Raw genomic sequence first — 18,802 nt, forward strand, 5'->3', positions numbered from 1 at the left:
TTTGTGTCAGTATATTTAAAGACTGCTTCGTCGCTCCAATCCCTCGCAGTGAGGACAAGGGGAAGTTATTGCCGCTGAAAGAAAAACACCCTCCTTTATGAAAGGAGGGCGGGGGAGGATTTATGCAGTTGTTTACTTTTCAGCTTATTCTGTTCTTATAATCTTCGTAACCGAATTTTCTGATTACTTCAAAGGTTCCTTTCTCAAGGCTGAATGTGACGATCGAGGGGAGCTCCACTCCGTTGAAGTTTGTGTTCTTCACGAAAGAATACAGCGCCATATCGGTAAAAACCAGTCTGTCACCCCTTTTCAGCGGCGCGTCAAAATGATAATCCCCTATGACATCCCCTGAGAGGCAGGAGATTCCGCCAAGACGATAGGTATATTTTCCGTTCTCGGGCTCGCCTGTGAGCTTCGGTCTGTACGGCATTGCCAGAACATCCGGCATGTGCGTTTCCGCCGAGCAGTCGCACACGGCTATGTCCATTCCGTTGTATATAGTGTCCAACACAGAGGTTATAAACACTCCCGCATTCAGCACCACTGCCTCACCGGGTTCGAGGTAAACCTGTATATTATTGTATCTTTTCCGGAAATCTGTAATCAGGCGGCAGAGAAGCTCAATATCGTAATCGTCTCTTGTTATGTGATGTCCGCCGCCGAAGTTTATCCATTTCATCTGCGGTATGAGGTGAGAGAAATGCTTTTCAAAAGATGCCAGCACCCTTTCCAGAACATCCGAATTCTGTTCGCACATGGCGTGAAAGTGCAGTCCGTCTATCCCTGTGAGGTCGACTCCTTCCAAGTCCTGCGGAGCCACGCCGAAGCGTGAGCCGGGGAGGCACGGGTTATACAGTTCCACCTCAACCTCGGCATGCCCGGGGTTAACCCGCAGACCTATTTCAATATGCCTGCCGCCTGCCTTTATCTTATCCCTGTGCAGATGCCACTGGTTCACGGAGTTGAAGACTATATGGTCGGAGTATTTTATTACCCGCTCCATCTGAGCGTATGTGAATGCGGGAGAATAGGTATGTGTCTCCCTTTTGAACTCCTCAAAGCCCAGTTGCGCCTCTATGGGACCGCTGGCGCAGACTCCGTGCAGATATGATGAAATAAGCGGAAACATCTTCGGCAGGGCAAACGCCTTGAGAGCAAGCATTATCTTCGCCCCTGTGCGCTTTTGCACTGAGTCAAGAATTTCGCAGTTGCGACGGATCACATCCTCACTGATCAGGTAACAGGGCGTTTCCGCCCTGCCCGTTATTTCCTTCGGAAAATCTTTCAGCGTCTGTGCATATGAATCTGTCATTCGGGAAGCTGACCTTCAAAATCCACAACCTGCCAAGGCAGACCGCATTTGTTAAGCTCATCCATGAACATATCGGGATCAAGCTGCTCCACGTTGAAAACGCCCGTGTCCTTCCATACATCTTTCAGCATCATCATTGCGCCGATCATGGCGGGAACGCCCGTGGTATATGAAACCGCCTGCGCCTGAACCTCTCTGTAGGCTTCTGCGTGATCGCAGACGTTGTAGATGTATTTCTTAATCTTTTTGCCGTCCTTCTCGCCGTCAAAAACACAGCCGATTACTGCAAGCCCCTTGTAGTTAGTGCCGAGACTGCCCGGATCGGGGAGCAAAGCCTTGAGGAACTGAAGCGGGATTATTTTGCAGCCGCCAAAATCCACTTCGTCAATACGGGTCATGCCCACATTCTCAAGCACTTTAAGGTGTGTTATGTAGTTCTGTGAGAATGTCATCCAGAAGCGGATTCTCTCCAGACCTTTGATGTTCTTCACAAGCGATTCCATCTCCTCATGAAAGAGAAGATAGCTCTCTTTTTTGCCCGCCTCGGGATAGTCAAATGAGAAGTGAACGCAGCTGTCGTCAAGTATCGCGGGGGTTTCGATCCATTCTCCGTCCTTCCAGTGGCGCACCACCTGAGTCACCTCACGGATGTTTATCTCAGGGTTGAAGTTCGTGGCAAACGGATGCCCGTGGTCACCTGCGTTGCAGTCGAGAATGTCGATTGTGCGGATGCTGTCGTACAGGTGCTTCTGTGCGTATGCGCAGAAGATATTCGTCACACCCGGGTCAAACCCGCAGCCGAGAACTGCCATAAGCCCTTTCTCTTTGAATTTATCCTGATAAGCCCACTGCCATGAGTATTCAAACTTCGCTTCGTCCTTAGGCTCGTAATTTGCCGTGTCAAGGTAGTTCACCCCTGTCTCAAGGCATGCGTCCATGATCGCAAGATCCTGATACGGCAGGGCGACATTAAGCACAAGCTCAGGCTTGCAGTCGTTAATGACACGTACTATGTCGCTGACAACATCCGCATCCACAGCGTAGGTCTTCACATCGACGCCGTACATTTTCTTAACCTCTGCGGCTATAGCGTCGCACTTCCCCTTCGTCCTGCTGGCAAGAAAGATTTCCTTAAAAACGTCAGGATGCTGTGCGCACTTCTTCACAACAACATTACCTACGCCGCCCGCACCGATTATGAGCACTTTTGACATTCGCAAACTCCTTTATTCATTAAAATGTTTTATATTTAATTTTTTTAGGAAAACTTTTTAGAAACAAAGCTTCCCTGTAACCCTTCAAAAAACTCACTTTGTTTATTCCCTTTCAAAGTACGTATACCCTCTTAAGCCTTCTTCAAAGCCTTCGAGAATCTGTTTGCGCTCCTTGGGGGTGATGAAGCCTTTGTTTATGGAGTCCTCCGCAAGCTGCTTCAGGCTTTTTCTGAGGGCTTTTACGTCATATTCCACATATGAGAGGACATCCGCAACGGAATCTCCCTCCAGTTCTTTAATGACCTGATAGCCGCCATCATCGTTCACGTGGATTGTCGCCACGTTGGTATCCCCGAAGAGGTTGTGCAGATCTCCGAGGGTTTCCTGATAAGCGCCCACGAGGAACACGCCAAGGTAATACTCCTCACCGTCCTTCAGCTCATGGAGCATCAGTGCGTTTTTATCGTGCGCATAATCGGGGAAGTTGTCTATCTTTCCGTCGCAGTCGCATGTTATATCGGAGATGATGGCAGGATGCGTCGGTGCCTCATTAAGCCTGTGTATGGGCATAACAGGGAAGATCTGGTTTATAGCCCACACATCCGGCAGCGACTGAAACAGGCTGAAGTTGCCGTAATACACGTCATACAAAAGACGGTCTATGTCCTGCACGTCCTTGGGAACATGTTTAAGCTCTGAGCCGACTTTGGATATTTGTATCAGTATATGGCGCACAAGGTTCTCCGCCAGCGCACGGTCACGGAGATTTATCTGACCGTGCTTGAAGAGCTGACGAGCCTGATTTCTGTAGTACAGCGCATCGTTGCAGCACTCCTGTATCGCCTTGGGCGAAATCATGTCATGTGTGCTGAGAAGGTTCTGTATAAGCTCACTTGGGTTGTCCTTAACATCTTTGGGCAGCGGACTCGGGTGGAATGAGGAAACATCCAGCACATTAAACAGCAGAACTGAATAATAGGCGACAGTTACCCTGCCCGATTCTGTGATGATTACGGGATGAGGAATGTCATGCTTGTCCAGCACGGCGATTATGGATTCCACTATGTCGTAGCAGTATTCCTCTACTGAGTAGTTACGGCTTGAGTGGTAGTTTGTGTTGGAGCCGTCATAATCCACGGCGAGACCGCCGCCGAAGTCGAGATAGCCCATCTTGGCACCTTCGTTAACCAGCTCCTGATATATGCGGCAGGCCTCAAAAGCTCCGGCGCGAATATCACGGATGTTGGGGATCTGCGAGCCTATATGATAATGAAGAAGCTGAAGACAGTCCAGCATGTCGGACTGCTTGAGCCTGTCTATAACGTCTATAACCTGACTGATGTTCAGCCCGAAAACGCTTGCGTCTCCGCTGGATTCGCTCCACTGACCTTCCGCATGGGTGGAAAGCTTTATGCGCACTCCGAGATAGGGGCGAACCTTAAGTTTTTTCGCTCTTTCCAGTATAAGCTCAAGCTCTCCCGGAACTTCGATAACGAAAAAGCATTTAAAGCCCATTTTTACCGCATAAAGACCGAGATCGATGAACTCCTCGTCCTTGTAGCCGTTGCAGATAAGGCAGGCGTCCCTGTTCTGGAGCATGGATATGGCGGCAATGAGTTCAGGCTTGCTGCCCGCCTCCAGTCCGTGGTTGAAGTCCTTGCCGAACTGGGCTATGGCCTCAATTACCTGCTCCTGCTGGTTAACTTTTATGGGGAAGACCCCTTTGTATTCGTTTTTGTAGCCAGTGGCTTTTATCACGTCTCTGAAGGTGTTGTGCAGAAGCTTGATCTGCGAACCGAGAATGTTTTCAATCCTGAGGATAACAGGCATAGCAAGCCCTCTGTCCTCAACCTCTTTTACTATTTCATGAAGGCTTATCTGCGGTCCGTTCTCCTTGCCGAACGGGGTAACCACCACATGCCCCTTCTTGTTGATGGAGAAGTAGTCCGCACCCCACTTGTTTATTCCGTAGAGTTCTTCCGCGTTTGAGATAGTCCAGTTTTTGATAAGCTCAGGATTTCGCCACATCTAGTTTAAGGCCTCCTTAAAATGGTAAAAACAGGTTTATTTACGAAAAAACTGGGTATGTGTCAATAAAATTATATGTCCGGTCTTTGAAAACGCTTATTCCGCATGGGCTTGAAAAATTTCAGAAAAAAGTCATATTTTGCAAAAGTATGACTTTTGATGCTTCGCTCTCATTGAAGATGAATGCTCATTCAGTGCTTTTTATGTTTTTTCCTGTAAAACTGACAATATACGCAGAGATTTTTTTAATATTTTTTTATTTTTCGCCAAGGCAGGAAGCTCTAAAGCCTGCGGACAGTAATGTTTTGGCTTAGTTACTGATAATATATGCAAAAGATACGGCAGACACCATAAAAACCGCATGACGGTAAAACGCGGGGACAGAGACACAGTGTTCCGGACTGGCGGCAAACTCGGAATGTGATATTGAATACAGAGGGGATTGCTTCACAAAAGCTCGCAATGACAAAAATTTATGTCACTGTAAGGAGCAAGGCGGCGTGGCAGTCTCGGCTTTTTGTACCCTTGATAACAGCCTCAAACGCTGGGACAGAAACCCCGCAGGAGGAAAACTGGTCATAAACCCCCTGCGGGTTTTTATCGAAGAGAGCTTTTCAGCCCGTCTTTCCTGATTAAGACGCTTAAAAGATTAAAAAAGTTTACTCATAATGGTTTTTTTTCTATGAAACCCTCGGTATAAATTTTTTCAAGCCCTCTGACAGCTTTTTCGATGTCAGGCTCTTCCGCGCCGTCAAAGATCCATGTATCCATTATCGATGCCAGAGCTCCCCCTGTCACCGCTTTGAATATGAGGGGATCAACATTATTAAAATCGCCGTCCAGAGTTCCCTGCGCCCATATTGAGCTGAAATGCTCCTCTCCAATGCGCCTTGAAATTTCCGCATTGTGCTTATAAGTAGTAATCTCCTTCTGGTATCTTACGTAGTCTTTACGTGTCCTGTATATTTCAAAAACGAACCTTGAAGTATCCCTCAGCTTTTCCGGCGCGCTTTTGCTGCTGCCGCGTATTTCCCGCAGACCGTCGATGATCGGCTCTATTGTCTGCTGCTCTACGAAGTCCATGAGGTCTTCTTTGTTTTTGAAATAGTTATAAAGTGTTCCCTTGGAGACCCCTGCCTTTGCGGCAACCTCCTCCATCGTCAGCTTTTCGCTGCCGGACTCATGGAGTATTTCCATAACGCTGTCGTACACTGTGTCTTTAATAAGCTTGTTTACTATCTGCCGCCTGTCTATCCTGTGCATGGCAAACTCCGTCCTCTGACTCAAGGGTCATTAAGATGACTATATGGTCATTATTATAATGCGCAGTCAGGATTAGGCAATGGGAATGTTGGGAAGGTTACAAATATTTACAGAAAAAGCCGGAGGAAGCCCGTTTTGGCGGGTTTATCTGTCGAAGTCATAGTCGGCGGGATTAAGCCCCATTTTGCGGATTCGGTTGCTCCACTGCTGCCTTGCGAGATTCTGAAGGTCTTTCACCTTGTCGTGTTCGTCAACAATCTCTATGCCGATCAGCGTTTCGATAACGTCCTCAAGGGTCACTATACCCGCTGTGCCGCCGTATTCGTCAATCACGAGGGATATGTGCGCCCTGTCCTTTATCAGCCCCGTGAAGTGCCTGCTGATTGATATTGATTCGGGCACGGCGTTTATGGGGCGTCTGAATTCTGAAAGAGGAGTGTCTTTCATATCACGCACGGCGTAAAGCAGTATATCGCTTCTGAGCACGAAGCCGGTTATGTCGTCCAGAGCTGTTTTATACACAGGAATACGGGAAAAAACCATTTCCGGATGCCTTGCCAGAACCTCACCGACAGTAGTGTCCTCTCGGAGGGCGAACATAACTGTTCTCGGAGTCATTATGTGCTTCACTGTGAGCTTTTTCAGCATGAAAAGATTGGTAAGAATCAGCGATTCCTGCTCACTGAACACGCCGCCTTTTATCCCCTGCTGTGTAAGAATAAGGAATTCATCATGATTTATCACGCCTGATTCTTTGCTTTTAGGGAGTATTTTTGTCATCAGATTGGTGAGGAACACCAGAGGCTTCATGGTAAACATGGTAAACCTGAGCACAGGAAGCATCGGGACGGCTATCTGTTTCCAGAAGACAGCGCCCAGCGTCTTGGGCAGAATCTCTGACAGAATGAGAATAAGCAGCGTGAGTATCACGGAGATTACACCGAGATAGGCATCCCCGAAAATTTTGGTTGCCTGAGCGCCCGCACCGGCGGCGCCTATGGTGTGGGCTATGGTGTTAAGGCTTAAAATAGCGGACAGAGGCGCCTCTATGTCTTTTTTAAGCTCGGTGTATGTCTTGCCTGCCTTGGGGTTTTTCTGTTCAAGCTGAATGGCGTATACGGGAGTCATGCTGAGGAGAACCGCTTCCATTACGGAGCAGAGGAAGGAGAGCCCGAGGGCTACAATAATGTAGGTAAAGAGGGTTAGCATACAGGTGCTTAAGTAACTCCTGAAAAGATTTTTATAAATAATACAGAAAGGCACGGGCAGTGTCCATATAAATCGGGAAAATTTTAAGATTCGCATAAAAAGTGTTCGGATGGATTATGAAAAAAGCACAAAATTATTAAAACTCTTTCAGTCCGCGATTCTTCCTGTTTGACTTGCAATAATACAGCGCAAAGAGTATTAATGGCATTACTTCATATATTAAATATCTACGGTCAGGAATAAGATGCAGCAGAGCCAGCTTAAGGGTTCCAGATATGTGGTTCCTAAAAAAAATTTTATTTTAAGATTTGCCTACAATCAGTTTCTCATTATTCTCGGCAGCATTCTTGCCGCCTTCGGATACGTGGTTTTTCAGGTTCCTTTTCAGATCGCTGCGGGCGGTATCAGCGGTCTTGCCATAATAATAAATGAATATTCAGGGCTCACGGTGGGCATGCTGTACTTTCTTTTCAATATTCCTCTGCTTGTTGTGGGATATTACCAGCTCGGCGGGCTGAAGTTCATCTTTTCCACAATCAACTCCGTCATCACCTTCTCCGCGGCTTCGGATCTGTTTGTGCGTCTGCTCCCTGTTTATATGGATGTTTTCCCCTTATCACAGGATCTGCTCCTTAACTGCATATACGCCGGTGTTTCTGTCGGGCTGGGCGCGGGGATAATATACCGTGCGGGCGGAAGCATGGGCGGGACAAGCATTCCCGCCAGAATCCTCCAGAAACGCATGGGGTTTCCCCTCAGCCAGTCTTATCTCTACACGGATATGATCGTGATTGTTCTTGCCGGATTTGTTTTCAGCTGGGAAAAGGCTATGCTTGCGCTGCTTACCCTTCTTCTCGGAGGTATGGCGTCCGATTTTGTGCTTGAGGGTGTGAGTCAGGTGCGGATCGCTTGGATAATCACAGACAACCCAAAGGTAATGAGCCGCACTCTCATGGCGGAGCTTCAGCGCGGAGTGAGCATGTGGCAGATGACCGGAGCTTATTCGGACACTGAGCGCACAATGATTTACTGCACAGTGAGACGCTCGCAGGTTTCCGACCTCAAATTCCTCGTCGCAGCCATTGATCCCAAGGCTTTCCTTGTCATAGGAACGGCTCAGCAGGCATGGGGCGGAACCGGATTCACCCACCTTAAATCACCTTCCGGCAGATAACAATAATCATTTATTTCTAAAAAACCGGCAGGGAGCGGTTCCTTCTCTCTATGTCCACAGTCATTATATATAATGATTTTAACTTTACGTGACCCTCCCGTATTGCGTTTTTGTGAAAAATCAATATGATTAATGCCGAAGGCGGACTATGAAAAGCTTTAAGCTGATTGCGGAAATATCTGATAGACCGCTTTTTCTGCTTGACGGTGAGGGAACTGTCCTCGGTTTTAACAAAAGAGCTTCCGAGCTTTACTCACTGTGCGCGGAAAATGCGGGAAATGTGAAGATTTGTTCTCTCTGCCGTAACACTGACAGACAGTGCTCTTTTTCAAATCTTTTCTCCGGCGGCTACAGACAGAAAATAACTCACGGAGCAGTACACAGGCTTGCGGCGGACAAATCCGTCAGAGTTACGCTGGAGCTTTACCCTTTTTCCGAAGACGGAGAAGAGCCGGACGGGAAGATAATCTGCGCCGTAAGGCAGACAGAGAACGAAGTGTTCCCCTCTGAGAGCGGGGAGAAGGTTCCGTTTGTGCTCAACAGTCTTTCCGCCATGGTTTATGTGATAAACCCCTCAAACAGCACCATGCTTTACATAAACAGCCACGCGCTGGAAGCTCTGGGGTGCGGAGAAAGCTGGCAGGGCGAAAAATGCTGGAAGGTGATACACGGTCGTGATGAAAAATGCTCCCACTGCGGCATGGACAGTGAAAGCTTTTCGGAATCATCCGCTGAGGAAGTGTTCAACAACCGCACCGGAAGATGGTATTTTGAAACAGGACGGCTCATCGGGTGGGACGGCGGCAGATCTGCCCGACTTGTCATAGCTCACGACATAGACGAAAGGAAGAAGCTTGAGCTTCTCCGTGAGGATGTGGAGCGGATAATGCGCCATGATCTCAAAACGCCGCTCAACGCCATTTATCTCCTCGGGCAGACTCTTGAAGCCTCATCCGAATCTGAGGACACACGGTTTCTTGCCTCAAAAATAATTGAATCATGCTTTCAGCTTAATGCGATGATAAATCTCTCTCAGGTGCTTTACCGTCTGGAGAGGGGAGACTATACTGTTAAGAAAAGGGACGTTCTTCTCGATGAACTTCTCGGAAGGGTCTGCTCACACCTTGAAGGTCTTGCCGCATCCTACAGAGTGAAGATCAGAAAGGTTTTTCAGGCAGACACACCCGGCGGTTTCATTGTCAGGGCGGATGATCTTCTTCTGTACTCATGCCTTTCCAACCTTGTCACAAATGCGATCGAAGCCTCGCCGGAAGGGGAAACAGTTCAGGTTGAATGTGAAAAAACCAACGGACGGGACGTAATCGCGGTGAGCAACAAAGGGGAGATCCCCCGGGAAATTGTAGACAGGTTTTTTGAAAAATACATAACAAAAGGCAAGACAGCGGGAACAGGACTGGGCACATACTCAGCAAAGCTTCTGGCAGAGGCGCACGGCGGAACCATCTCTTTTATGACCGGAGAGGGCTTCACCCGAGTAACCGTCAGCCTGCCTGCGGACTAGCCCGCTTCTATTTCATCAGGCAAACGCCGCTTCAAGACTCTTCATAAGCTCCTTTGTATCGATCGGCTTGTAGAGGATCGTCACTCCCGCATCATCAAGCTGCTTGGCTTCATCACGGTAAGCGGTGGTGACGATGATCGGGGTCACGGTATTCTGCTCCCTTATTTTTCTAATCAGCTCGAATCCGCTCATAACCGGCATCGAAAGATCAGTCACTACGGCGTCCACCTTATTCGCCTCAAAGAGCGAGAGAGCATCCCTACCGTTGCTGGCAATGAGAGTATCCGGGTATTTCTTGCTTATGAATTTTCCCAGTATTTTCTGTATAATTATGTCGTCTTCAGCGTAAAGGATCGTCTTATTATTCATCTGCAATATCCTGACTAAGTGTAATTTCCACTCCTGCACCGCCTTCGGGGTTGTTGTAGATGCGGATTTTACCTCCCATATGTTTTTCGATGAGAAGCTTGGTGACATACAGCCCTATGCCTGTTCCCCTTCCCTGAGGCTTGGTAGTATAATACGGATCGAAAACTTTTGACAATGTTTCGTTTGCAATTCCCGTCCCGTTATCTTTTACATTTAGTTTAATGATCCCATTATAGCAGGATAATTCTATATTTATCATTCCTTTTAATTTTTTTTCCGTCAGAGATTTTTCTTCCACCGCATATATTGCGTTGCTGACAATATTCATCAGCGCCTGCCGGAACTCGCCCACATAGCCGAAGGCGGATACATACGCCGCACCGCACACAGGCATACTGTAGTCATCCATGCAGCTCCGCTTTTCGCCGTCGCAGTCACACGTATATGTCAGATTGATGTTCTTTGAGGACATCTGAGCGCTGAGCATCCGCAGGAGATACGCAGTCTCCTCCGCAACATTAAATTTCTCCTGCTCCTTGGACGGGAGAAAGAACGAGCGGAAGTTGTCGATGGTGTCGGACATCTGAGAGATGAGCATCATAGAAACAGATTCAAACTCACTCAAATCCTTCTCCGTAAGCACTTTCTCCTTTATTCTCTCGGCTGTGTCCTGAATATATATGCCCAGAGCGTTCAGCGGCTGACGCCACTGGTGGGCTATGGCGTTTATCATCTGCCCCATGTCGGAGAATTTTTTCTGCTGCTCCAGATGCTTCTCCGTCTTCTGCCTTTTTTCTATCTCCTCCTCAACCTTGACTGTGAGGTGGCGGTTCATGTCCTCCAGTTCGGCATAAGCTCTTTCCAAGTCGATTTTGAGACTATTTTCCTCCGTCACGTCACGACAGAAGATTATGTTCAGTCTGTGTGATGGAAGCGAGGCGGCGTCAGCCTGAACCTGAATCCGTTTTCCGTTTGCGGTTCTGAAGGTATACATCCCGCTGAGCCTTCCTGTTTCCGTGAGAGATTTTCTGATTGCTTCTTTGGTCTCCGGAGACTCGTAGTGAAAAAGGGAGATAAAGTTCATCAGCATCATTTCCGGATCGCTGTAACCTGTCAGTTCTTCCGCCGCAGGGTTGGTTTCAAGCAGATTGAGGTTTGAATCGGTCACGAACACGGCGAGAGGAGCGTTCACAATATAACCCCTGCACTGCGCCTCTTTGCGTTCAAGCTCCTTTATGGTTCTCGCGTATTTCCTTTCCAGACCGCCTATCATTTCCCTGAAGCCCTTTCTTATTATGAAAAGGATAAGGATAACAATGAAAGCGGTCGCGGCGGCGCTTTTATACAGGTAAGCACGCACCCATTTTATCTCTTCGGTAACATCAAGAGCGAAAAGAAATATTCCGGTATTTTCGCCGCTGAACTCGGTTATCTGCATGTCGCTTATTAAAAAGAATATCCTGCCGTCAACCTTGAGCAGTTCAGGGAATCCGCTGCCGTTGAGCTTTCCGTATATCTTTTCAAAAAGCTCCGGAGAGGTGTTGAAGATTTCAAATTTGTCTGAAGACACCTTGTTGTTGATCTTCATTTTGTAGTGATCAGAGCTCTGCATGTTTAAAAGGATGCTCGCAGCGTAAGAGGTAAGGCTTGAAATCCTTGCTGCGATGAAGCCTGCGTCTATGGCTGTGTCAAGAGCGCCGATGAGCTCGCCGTCTCTGTAAACAGGGCTTATCACCCTCAGCGACAGCCCGTATCTGCCTGTTTCAAAGCCGGATTGCTCCTCGCCCGTTTCAAGAGTTTTCTTAATCATGGGTCGGGAAGCGAGAAGGTTATCGCCGAACTGGTCCGGCTGATGCGCGCGGTAGAAGGATGTGCCGTCCGCCAGCAGAAGGTGTATCACCGTGCGGGTATTGCCGAAGTCGCCTCTGAGATGACTAAAATACTGCTCAAGAAGCTGAGCGGTTTTTGCCTTGTCCTGCTCATAGAAAGCCTCTGAGATCTCTTTGTCGGAAAGTATGCCTGAGTTGGCGTTGCGAAGTATGTCTATGAAACGCTTGGGAATATCTGTCACCAGACCCTGAAGCCTTGTCTTGTCCCGCTCCGTCATAAGCTCAAAGGCACGCTGATTCCTCAGCAGGGATGAGCCTATGAAATAAGCGCAGAGAACAAGGATCAAAAAAGTAACGAATAATGATACTTTTCTTGAAACGGGAAACATACAGGCTCCGTTAAGTCAAAGATAGCAATAAAGTATTATAGCCCATATTTCGATGATTTACACACTAATGTATTCGGATCTATTTTCCGCGCGTATCCCCTCCCTGCACAGCATCCTTCAGCTGTTTCCATTTTTTTACGGAAAGTTTTTTATAGCGCTGATCATCATCTGTGATACGCTTGTATTCCGCATCGTTAATAAAGCGTCCGTTTGTGACCTTAAATTCCTTTCCGCTGTGGAAGCTCTCAATCTCCAGTCCGTCCTTTTTCAGGTCGAAGATCCGCTCCTCCTCCGTTTCACGCATCAGACGCTTATTGTTTTTATGGCAGCTTTCACACATCACAACCTCCCGTCTGACTGTATGCGGAAAAAGAGCCTTATAATGGTCTGCCAGCATTTCGTTCTCTTTCCCTTTGGCGCCTTCACCCACTACATATGTAAAAAACGCTATATACTGAGGACGTACGGGTGAGTATTTCCCCCGTGAGTTCACCCCGAGAGGCGGCGGAGAATAGTCCTTGGTGTGGCTGCTTTTGGCGTATTCGTTGTTCGGCGTTTTCACCCAGCGGAAGTAATCGTCATATTCTGTATTGCGGAAGCGTATCCAGAAGGTGCCGTATTCCTGTGAAGCCCATGCCGAGTGGCAGGTGTAGCACTCCATTTTCTCCATATGCTCGGGGATCGAATGCTCTATTGATGAGGTTCTGCTGACCTTGTGGCAGTCTGTGCAGGTTTTTGAGAAAGGCTTGCCTTCGGCGAGACTCTGCATGGAGTGGCATTCTGAACACTGCATCCCCTTTTCATGGTGGACATCGGGGAGCATTTTCGCGTAAAGCCCGTCATTATGCTCAATCCCTCTGTCGTAACGCTCATGGTCGTCCCGCACACCGAGACCCGTGTATTCAATACCAGTGTAATAGCCGCTGTGACATGTAGTGCATGCTTCAGTTTTCGGTTTAACTGTATCATGCACGCTTTTCCCCTTATGGCAGTCTGTGCAGGAGGAGACATGGCAGGATGAGCAGTTCTTAGCGTAAAACGCAGGATCTTTTTTACCGTATGATTCGTGGACGAACTTCTGCTCCGCATCCCGCTTGTGCATGGGGCTGTTCAGCATGCCCCTGTAGTCTGCGTGGCAGGTGAGACATCCCTGCGCTCCGGTGCGGAACTCTGCCGCCTTTGCGTAGTGGGTGTCGTTTTTTATATGGCACGATGTGCATGAGGCATTTTTATGAGCATCAGTAAGCTTTACCTTGTGACAGTCAGTACAGGTTTTGCCCTTGGTATCGATCTGTCCGCCGTATGCCGCGCTAGTCAGCAAGAAGAGGCTTATGCACAGAATCGGAAAGAATCTTTTCATAGTCTATCTTTTTCCCGTAGATTTTATTGTCGCCCTTGTCATGGCAGATTATGCAGCGGTTGGCATCGAATATCCGGCTTATCTCAGCAGGGGTAAACACCCTTGAGTGTTCCCTGACAATGTCTGAGGTTACGGACATCTTACCGTTTTTCAGCGTGTACAGCGAATCCAGAGGCTTGTCGCACTGGTCGCACATGTATGAACTGTCGATATTTTTCTTCGTGACCGATACCAGCCCCTGCCCGAATCCCGCAAACATGAGATCAGAATGGCACTTGCGGCAGGTGATTGCCTTTTTGCCTGTGTTATGTCCGTAAAACGGGGCGAACTTAAACTTCCTGCCCCCCTTATAGTTGAAAACATGCTCTTTGATTACCGCATTCCCTTTTTCATCCAGCACAGTGAGGAAGGTCTGGCAGCCCGGAGTGACGGGAGCTATTTTCCCTCTCTGATTCAGTCCCATGGGGAACGGGAAGAACGAGCGGAAGTCCTCTTTCTCGCTGAAAAGACCCTTGGTCTCTTCCATTTTCACCCAGTCCATCATCGTCTGCGATTTGTCATAGGTGGTGTGGCAGCCGTAGCACTGGATTACCGTCTTTGAGTGGCAGGTGTAGCACTCCATGCGCTCATGCCCGTACACTGCGTGGTCTGCCGTGTTCGTCACAGTCTTTATCTCAAGGCGCTTGCCCTCTCTTTTGGTGTAGAGAATGAACCTGCCGCCTTCCTTTTTTACGTTTGAATACATCCGCCCCTTGGAGGTAAGCACCATATCGTCGCCGTAGTTCGCTTTTACCTTGTAATACTGCGATTCCCTCAGCGGAGAGTCGCTTTCTTTGGTAATTTTTGCTGTTTTCGGCAGATCTTCCGGTGTTCCGTGGCAGTCCTCGCATGCTGTCTCAAGCTGCCGGTACATATTTTCATACAGATAGCCGTCCCCCATCATATCCCGTGAGGTATGGCAGTCTATGCACTCCATGCCGTATTCCCTGTGAATGTCCGCCTGCATATGGCGTATATTGCGTATGCCGTCCATCAGTTCAGGTCCCGGTATGCCGCCGTCGGTAGGAACGAGTGAGTTGTTGCCGTCGTATTCTCCCCTGTACGAGAGAGCTATGCGCCCGCTTCGGTTATGGCAGGTGAGGCAGACATCGTCATTCGGAAGAGGATTGATTACGTGCTTTTCAGGGTACGGTTTCTTACCCAGAATCGTTTTATCACCGCCTGCGTAAGCTCCGTCCACGCTGTGGCTGAAATGACAGGCAGCGCAGCCGGAGGAATGGTGGGCACGGTAGCCTATGAGTTTGTCAAACCCCACATGGCAGCTTGAACAGAACTTCCTGTACAGTTCGCCGGACAGCTCCTCAAGCTCTGTAACCTTCGGCAGAACAACCTTGTTTCCTTCAGCGTCGAACCCTTCGGAACCGCCGGTGCTGTAATGTTTTCCTTTGTAGTCATCCCATGCCTGCTGGGCGTTTTTAATTATTCCCGTGTTGGTGTACATCAGCGTGGTGTTCACTCTGTCATGCTGATACTGGTGGCATTTGCCGCAGCCCTTGTCCCAAACCTCCGGAGCGGAGGGATTGCGTCCGCCGAGCATGTCCTTGTGTGCGGCGTCCTTGTCTCTTGTGCCGGAATTTCCGGCGTGGCACTCCGTACAGGCGAATTTATGGTTTTCGGAAGCGTCCTCTATACCAGCATGACACTCAGCCGCAGTGCAGGACTGCACAGCGTTCTTCGACGCTGCAAGAGCATTTCCGGAAAGCATAATTAATATAATCGGAATTAGAAGAAACAATTTTCTGCGCATGAACCTATCTTAAGCTTTTATTATTTTTTTGGGAAGTGAAAGCGGTTTGGATGAGGCAGGGCGGACAAAGCCGCCCCGCCAAAGTATAACCTTATAGAACAGTCGGTTAGCAGCCCTGAAGCTGGAAACCGCCTTTGGGGGAACCGAGTGCTTCAACTTTTACATCATCGCCTTTTTTAACGTCGATGTCTTTGTCGAGTTTGATGGTGATAGTCGTACCCTGTTTCTCAACAACTTTTCCTTTGGACTGTTTAACAGCCGCAAAAGCCGCTCCTGCTACAACAAGAGTAAGAGCAAGCGCAATTACAGTGATTTTCTTTTTCATATCAATTTCCTCCTAGGATTAGAATCTTACCTGCAGGAACATTTCAAAGGTGTCGTAATCCTGCTTATTGGTATCTGCTCCGACCTCTTCGTCGAAATCGGTAATTGAGTACTGACCTACTATTTTAATATCGTTGCCGGCGAGGTAGTAGTTCGCGCCGAAAGCGTAGAAGTCAACCGTGTTGTCAGTGTAGCCGTTGAGCATGGCGTATTCAAAGCTGTCGTATCTGCCGAAGAGCTGGAGCTTGCCGGGACCAACGTTCATGGGGAGCATGTAGCCCGCTTTCACATAGTAGCCTTCTCTCTGACCGTTCGCACCGTTGAATGTACCCGCCGCAACGTTGTCAGTGAGTGCGGAGTCAGGGTCAGCGCCTTTGTGAAGGTCATCAAGGTCTATGTCAAGGTAAGCGCCGGACAGAGTAAAGGTACCTGCGGCTGTGGGCATTTCAGCGAAGAAATCCAGAGAGTATGCGCTGTAGTCAACTTCATCGGTTCTGTTTGTGGTATCGCCGTAAGCAACGTCAGCTTCGTACTGGTATGAACCGCCGACGGTGAGGACTTTTTTCTCGCCGAGGTATGAACCCTGATAGCCGTAGCCTGTTTCCTTATCAAACATAGTGAAGTGCAGACGTCCTGTGTAGCGGAAGCCGGAGTTGGGAACATAGCTGCCCTCATCGCCTTCGCCGCCGGATTCACGCCCTTCCATTACATCAAGCCTGTACTGAAGGTAGTCGTCAGCAAGGTTGCCCCATACCGCAACACCGTAGTCTCTGCTTGTTTTGAAGGGAGCAGCGACAAAGAGCGAGCGGTCGAAGTTAAGGGGCGTGAAGCAGCCTTCAAGGTTCTCCCTTGTGAGGTTGTGCTTAAATTTACCGAGCGTTACGTTGAAAGCGTTGTTCTGAGCGTATCTTATCTGCGCATCGAGAACATAGAAATTCTCATCGTCAGTGAGCGAGTCTTTCACGCCGAGAGGGTTAACAGCCTTGTCATCAAGGTACTCTGTCTGAAGATAGAAGCTGAGCTTGTCGTTGTAAGTGCCGATGAAGCCGAATCTGTTTCTTCTGAAATTGAAATCGGCGGTGTCGTCTTCACCCTGATCGCCTGAGCCTGTGTTTCTCATCGTAACGCCGAACTGACCTTCATAGAAGAACTTAAGGTATTTGCCGTCACCGAGTTCGATCGGTTTGAAGGCAAATGCCGAGCCTGCCATGAGCATCACAACCAGAAAAAATGTAAAAAACTTTATATTTCTCATGTTTTATCTCCCTCTTGAATTAATTAGCAGCCGCTGCCTATGCTGTCGCCGATACCGTCACTGCCTTCACCGGCGGGTACGGTATTGTGATATTCATAGTCTTCTTCGTAAATTTCGTTGCCTGTGCCTGTGTAGTTCCAGTCAACGAATACACCGGCTGCGCCTATGAGTGCTGCCTGACCGCCTGTTGCGCTGAAGCTGTAAAGAGATGTGTCATAGGCGGGTATAAGCCCCTGAAGAGGACCGTCAGCCTTGAACGCGTTCCACTGGTTGTTTGAACCGTCATACAGAACAACAGGTACGCCGAGAACATCTGTGAAGGCAGTGTACAGTGCAGAAGCGGAAAAACCGGCGCCGCAGTGTACATATATTGTTTTGCCTTCAAAAAGGGCAAGAACGTCATCCCATGTGGTAACTGTGGCAGGATTGCTGTCTGCTGCGTAGGAAGCGTTGATGTTTGCGATTATCGTTGCTTTGATGGTGTCGGCGTCATTGAACTTTCCGTTCACGTGAACAGAACCTGCGCCAAGAAAGAATGAATGCTCTGTTTCTATATTTCTGCCGGCTGCTGTTGTAGTCTGAGCGAAAATGACGGGTGAGCCGTTTTCAACTGCGTCTATAACCTCTTTTTATGGAGGCTCTGAGCTCGCCTTTCAGGACAGGAAGTTTCCTCACACTGAAAGTACTGTCAGCGGGGTCGTAAAGAGAAGCGACAGTTGTCGGCGCAAGAGCGGGATATGCCGCAGCGAAGGCTGCTGTGCCGCCGTCAAGAACCTTGACTTTAGCTTTTGAAAAGCCCCAGTATGAAAATATCCAGTAGCTTCTCCAGACATCATACTGGCTGCCGGTGCCTGTACCTGTGAGGACTATGACAGTTTTCTCGTCTACACCGAGATCCTGAATCATGGAGTCAATTCTTTCTCCGGTAATCATCATGGAGCTTGACGCGCCGTGTCCGGCTCCGCTGTTGTATGCTGTGGTATCAAGCGGACCTTCGGCTCTGTTATCGTTATAGCCGAAAGAAGAAATTGCCGCTTTGGATACTGAACCGGTTATTTTAGGTGCGGTCAGGGATGTATAGTCTGTCATTACATCAAAAACAACAACGGGCGAACCGTCAGCGGTTTTGAAACCGTTGTCGATCCATGCCGCAACCGTTTCAGGCTGCACAAGGGATGATTCGTTGGAGTAGTAGCCTTCCCACCAAGAATACGCAGGCGGGTTGCTTTCGTAAGATGTGTCGACCGAGCCGCCGCTTCCGCAGGCAGCGACCATGCTCATAAGAGCCGCGATTGTTGCGAGTAAAATGAAAGAATAAAATTTCCTTAAACTGCAGAACTTCATAAGTTTCCTCCGTTTTTTTGCTGTTTTACAGGAATTTTTGCCGGATAGAAGTTTGGATTGACCTCCTATTGATATTATCTATAGCGGCAATTAAAAATTAAATACGTCAATGCAGGCTCCGTTCTGTCCGTTTGTTAAATAAAAGATGACAAAACGTTCCGTTTTCTTGACTGATTATCTGCATCTTGCGGCTAAATGTCAATAAATACTCACAGGTTATTTTGACAGTTAATATGGATAATTCTAATATCATGATTTCACTATATTTATTTAAATTTCTAATATTATTGCATTTATTCCAAAAAGATCATACGCGCTAATGTAAAGATTAGGTAAAAAAAATATGTTTTTTATGCGGAATTAAATCAGCAAACAGTGGTATTGGTGAAACAATACTCAGTAA

The 18,802-nt window shown here is 48.2% G+C and carries 16 protein-coding genes; 3 read left to right on the forward strand and 13 right to left on the reverse strand.

Going from position 1 to position 18,802, the window contains the following annotated elements; genetic code table 11:
* Nucleotides 1-139: 139 nt before the first annotated feature.
* From nspC to speA, 3 genes are all read right to left on the reverse strand, one after another.
* Nucleotides 140-1,312, reverse strand: coding sequence for a carboxynorspermidine decarboxylase (gene nspC, locus EP073_RS13640; protein WP_128467707.1), 1,173 nt, complete (start codon nt 1,310-1,312; stop codon nt 140-142).
* Nucleotides 1,309-2,526, reverse strand: coding sequence for a saccharopine dehydrogenase family protein (locus EP073_RS13645; protein ID WP_128467708.1), 1,218 nt, complete (start codon nt 2,524-2,526; stop codon nt 1,309-1,311). The genes nspC and EP073_RS13645 overlap by 4 nt, the downstream gene beginning before the upstream one ends.
* Nucleotides 2,527-2,628: 102 nt before the next feature.
* Nucleotides 2,629-4,554 (reverse strand): biosynthetic arginine decarboxylase, encoded by a 1,926-nt coding sequence (gene speA, locus EP073_RS13650; RefSeq protein ID WP_128467709.1) that lies wholly within the window; start codon nt 4,552-4,554, stop codon nt 2,629-2,631.
* A 500-nt stretch (nt 4,555-5,054) separates the two neighbouring features.
* Here speA and EP073_RS14125 point away from each other — a divergent pair, with 500 nt between their 5' ends.
* A complete protein-coding gene (locus tag EP073_RS14125) occupies nt 5,055-5,186 on the forward strand; it encodes a hypothetical protein (protein WP_283808370.1) in 132 nt (43 codons plus the stop codon).
* 31 nt (nt 5,187-5,217) lie between these two features.
* On the opposite strand, the gene EP073_RS13655 is transcribed toward EP073_RS14125, so the two are convergent.
* Nucleotides 5,218-5,817, reverse strand: coding sequence for a TetR/AcrR family transcriptional regulator (locus EP073_RS13655; RefSeq protein ID WP_128467710.1), 600 nt, complete (start codon nt 5,815-5,817; stop codon nt 5,218-5,220).
* A gap of 144 nt (nt 5,818-5,961) precedes the next feature.
* Nucleotides 5,962-7,026 (reverse strand): CNNM domain-containing protein, encoded by a 1,065-nt coding sequence (locus EP073_RS13660; protein ID WP_128467711.1) that lies wholly within the window; start codon nt 7,024-7,026, stop codon nt 5,962-5,964.
* Between the two features lie 244 nt (nt 7,027-7,270).
* On the opposite strand from EP073_RS13660, the gene EP073_RS13665 reads away from it, so the two are divergent.
* Together EP073_RS13665 and EP073_RS13670 are read left to right on the forward strand one after the other, a co-directional pair.
* Entirely contained in the window at nt 7,271-8,200 is a 930-nt protein-coding gene (locus EP073_RS13665; RefSeq protein ID WP_128467712.1) for a YitT family protein, read from the forward strand.
* A 148-nt stretch (nt 8,201-8,348) separates the two neighbouring features.
* A complete protein-coding gene (locus tag EP073_RS13670) occupies nt 8,349-9,722 on the forward strand; it encodes a PAS domain-containing sensor histidine kinase (RefSeq protein ID WP_128467713.1) in 1,374 nt (457 codons plus the stop codon).
* 15 nt (nt 9,723-9,737) lie between these two features.
* Here EP073_RS13670 and EP073_RS13675 read toward each other — a convergent pair whose 3' ends face one another.
* The 8 genes from EP073_RS13675 to EP073_RS13710 all read right to left on the reverse strand — a co-directional run bounded on the left by EP073_RS13675 (nt 9,738) and on the right by EP073_RS13710 (nt 18,399).
* Nucleotides 9,738-10,091: a response regulator gene (locus tag EP073_RS13675; RefSeq protein WP_164885399.1), complete on the reverse strand. Its 354-nt coding sequence runs from the start codon at nt 10,089-10,091 to the stop codon at nt 9,738-9,740.
* The gene (locus tag EP073_RS13680; RefSeq protein ID WP_128467715.1) at nt 10,084-12,309 is read right to left on the reverse strand and encodes an ATP-binding protein; all 2,226 of its coding nucleotides are present in this window, start codon (nt 12,307-12,309) and stop codon (nt 10,084-10,086) included. The genes EP073_RS13675 and EP073_RS13680 overlap by 8 nt, the downstream gene beginning before the upstream one ends.
* A 79-nt stretch (nt 12,310-12,388) precedes the next feature.
* Nucleotides 12,389-13,669 carry a selenite/tellurite reduction operon b-type cytochrome iron-sulfur cluster-binding subunit ExtO gene (gene extO / locus EP073_RS13685; RefSeq protein WP_128467716.1) on the reverse strand — a complete coding sequence of 427 codons (1,281 nt, stop codon included), beginning with the start codon at nt 13,667-13,669 and terminating at the stop codon, nt 12,389-12,391.
* On the reverse strand, nt 13,620-15,395 hold the full coding sequence (gene extM / locus EP073_RS13690; protein WP_241654012.1) for a selenite/tellurite reduction operon c-type cytochrome ExtM: 1,776 nt from the start codon (nt 15,393-15,395) through the stop codon (nt 13,620-13,622). Before extM ends, extO begins: the two co-directional genes overlap by 50 nt.
* Nucleotides 15,396-15,582: 187 nt before the next feature.
* Complete coding sequence (gene extJ, locus EP073_RS13695; protein WP_128467718.1) at nt 15,583-15,801, reverse strand: selenite/tellurite reduction operon protein ExtJ; 219 nt, start codon at nt 15,799-15,801, stop codon at nt 15,583-15,585.
* Between the two features lie 18 nt (nt 15,802-15,819).
* Nucleotides 15,820-17,055, reverse strand: a complete 1,236-nt coding sequence (extI, locus tag EP073_RS13700; protein WP_128467719.1) for a selenite/tellurite reduction operon porin ExtI — start codon at nt 17,053-17,055, stop codon at nt 15,820-15,822.
* Between the two features lie 23 nt (nt 17,056-17,078).
* The gene (locus EP073_RS13705; RefSeq protein WP_164885400.1) at nt 17,079-17,564 is read right to left on the reverse strand and encodes a rhodanese-like domain-containing protein; all 486 of its coding nucleotides are present in this window, start codon (nt 17,562-17,564) and stop codon (nt 17,079-17,081) included.
* 97 nt (nt 17,565-17,661) lie between these two features.
* Entirely contained in the window at nt 17,662-18,399 is a 738-nt protein-coding gene (locus tag EP073_RS13710) for a hypothetical protein (protein ID WP_128467721.1), read from the reverse strand.
* Between the last annotated feature and the right edge of the window lie 403 nt (nt 18,400-18,802).

The organism is Geovibrio thiophilus (assembly GCF_004087915.1).
Lineage (GTDB): Bacteria > Chrysiogenota > Deferribacteres > Deferribacterales > Geovibrionaceae > Geovibrio > Geovibrio thiophilus.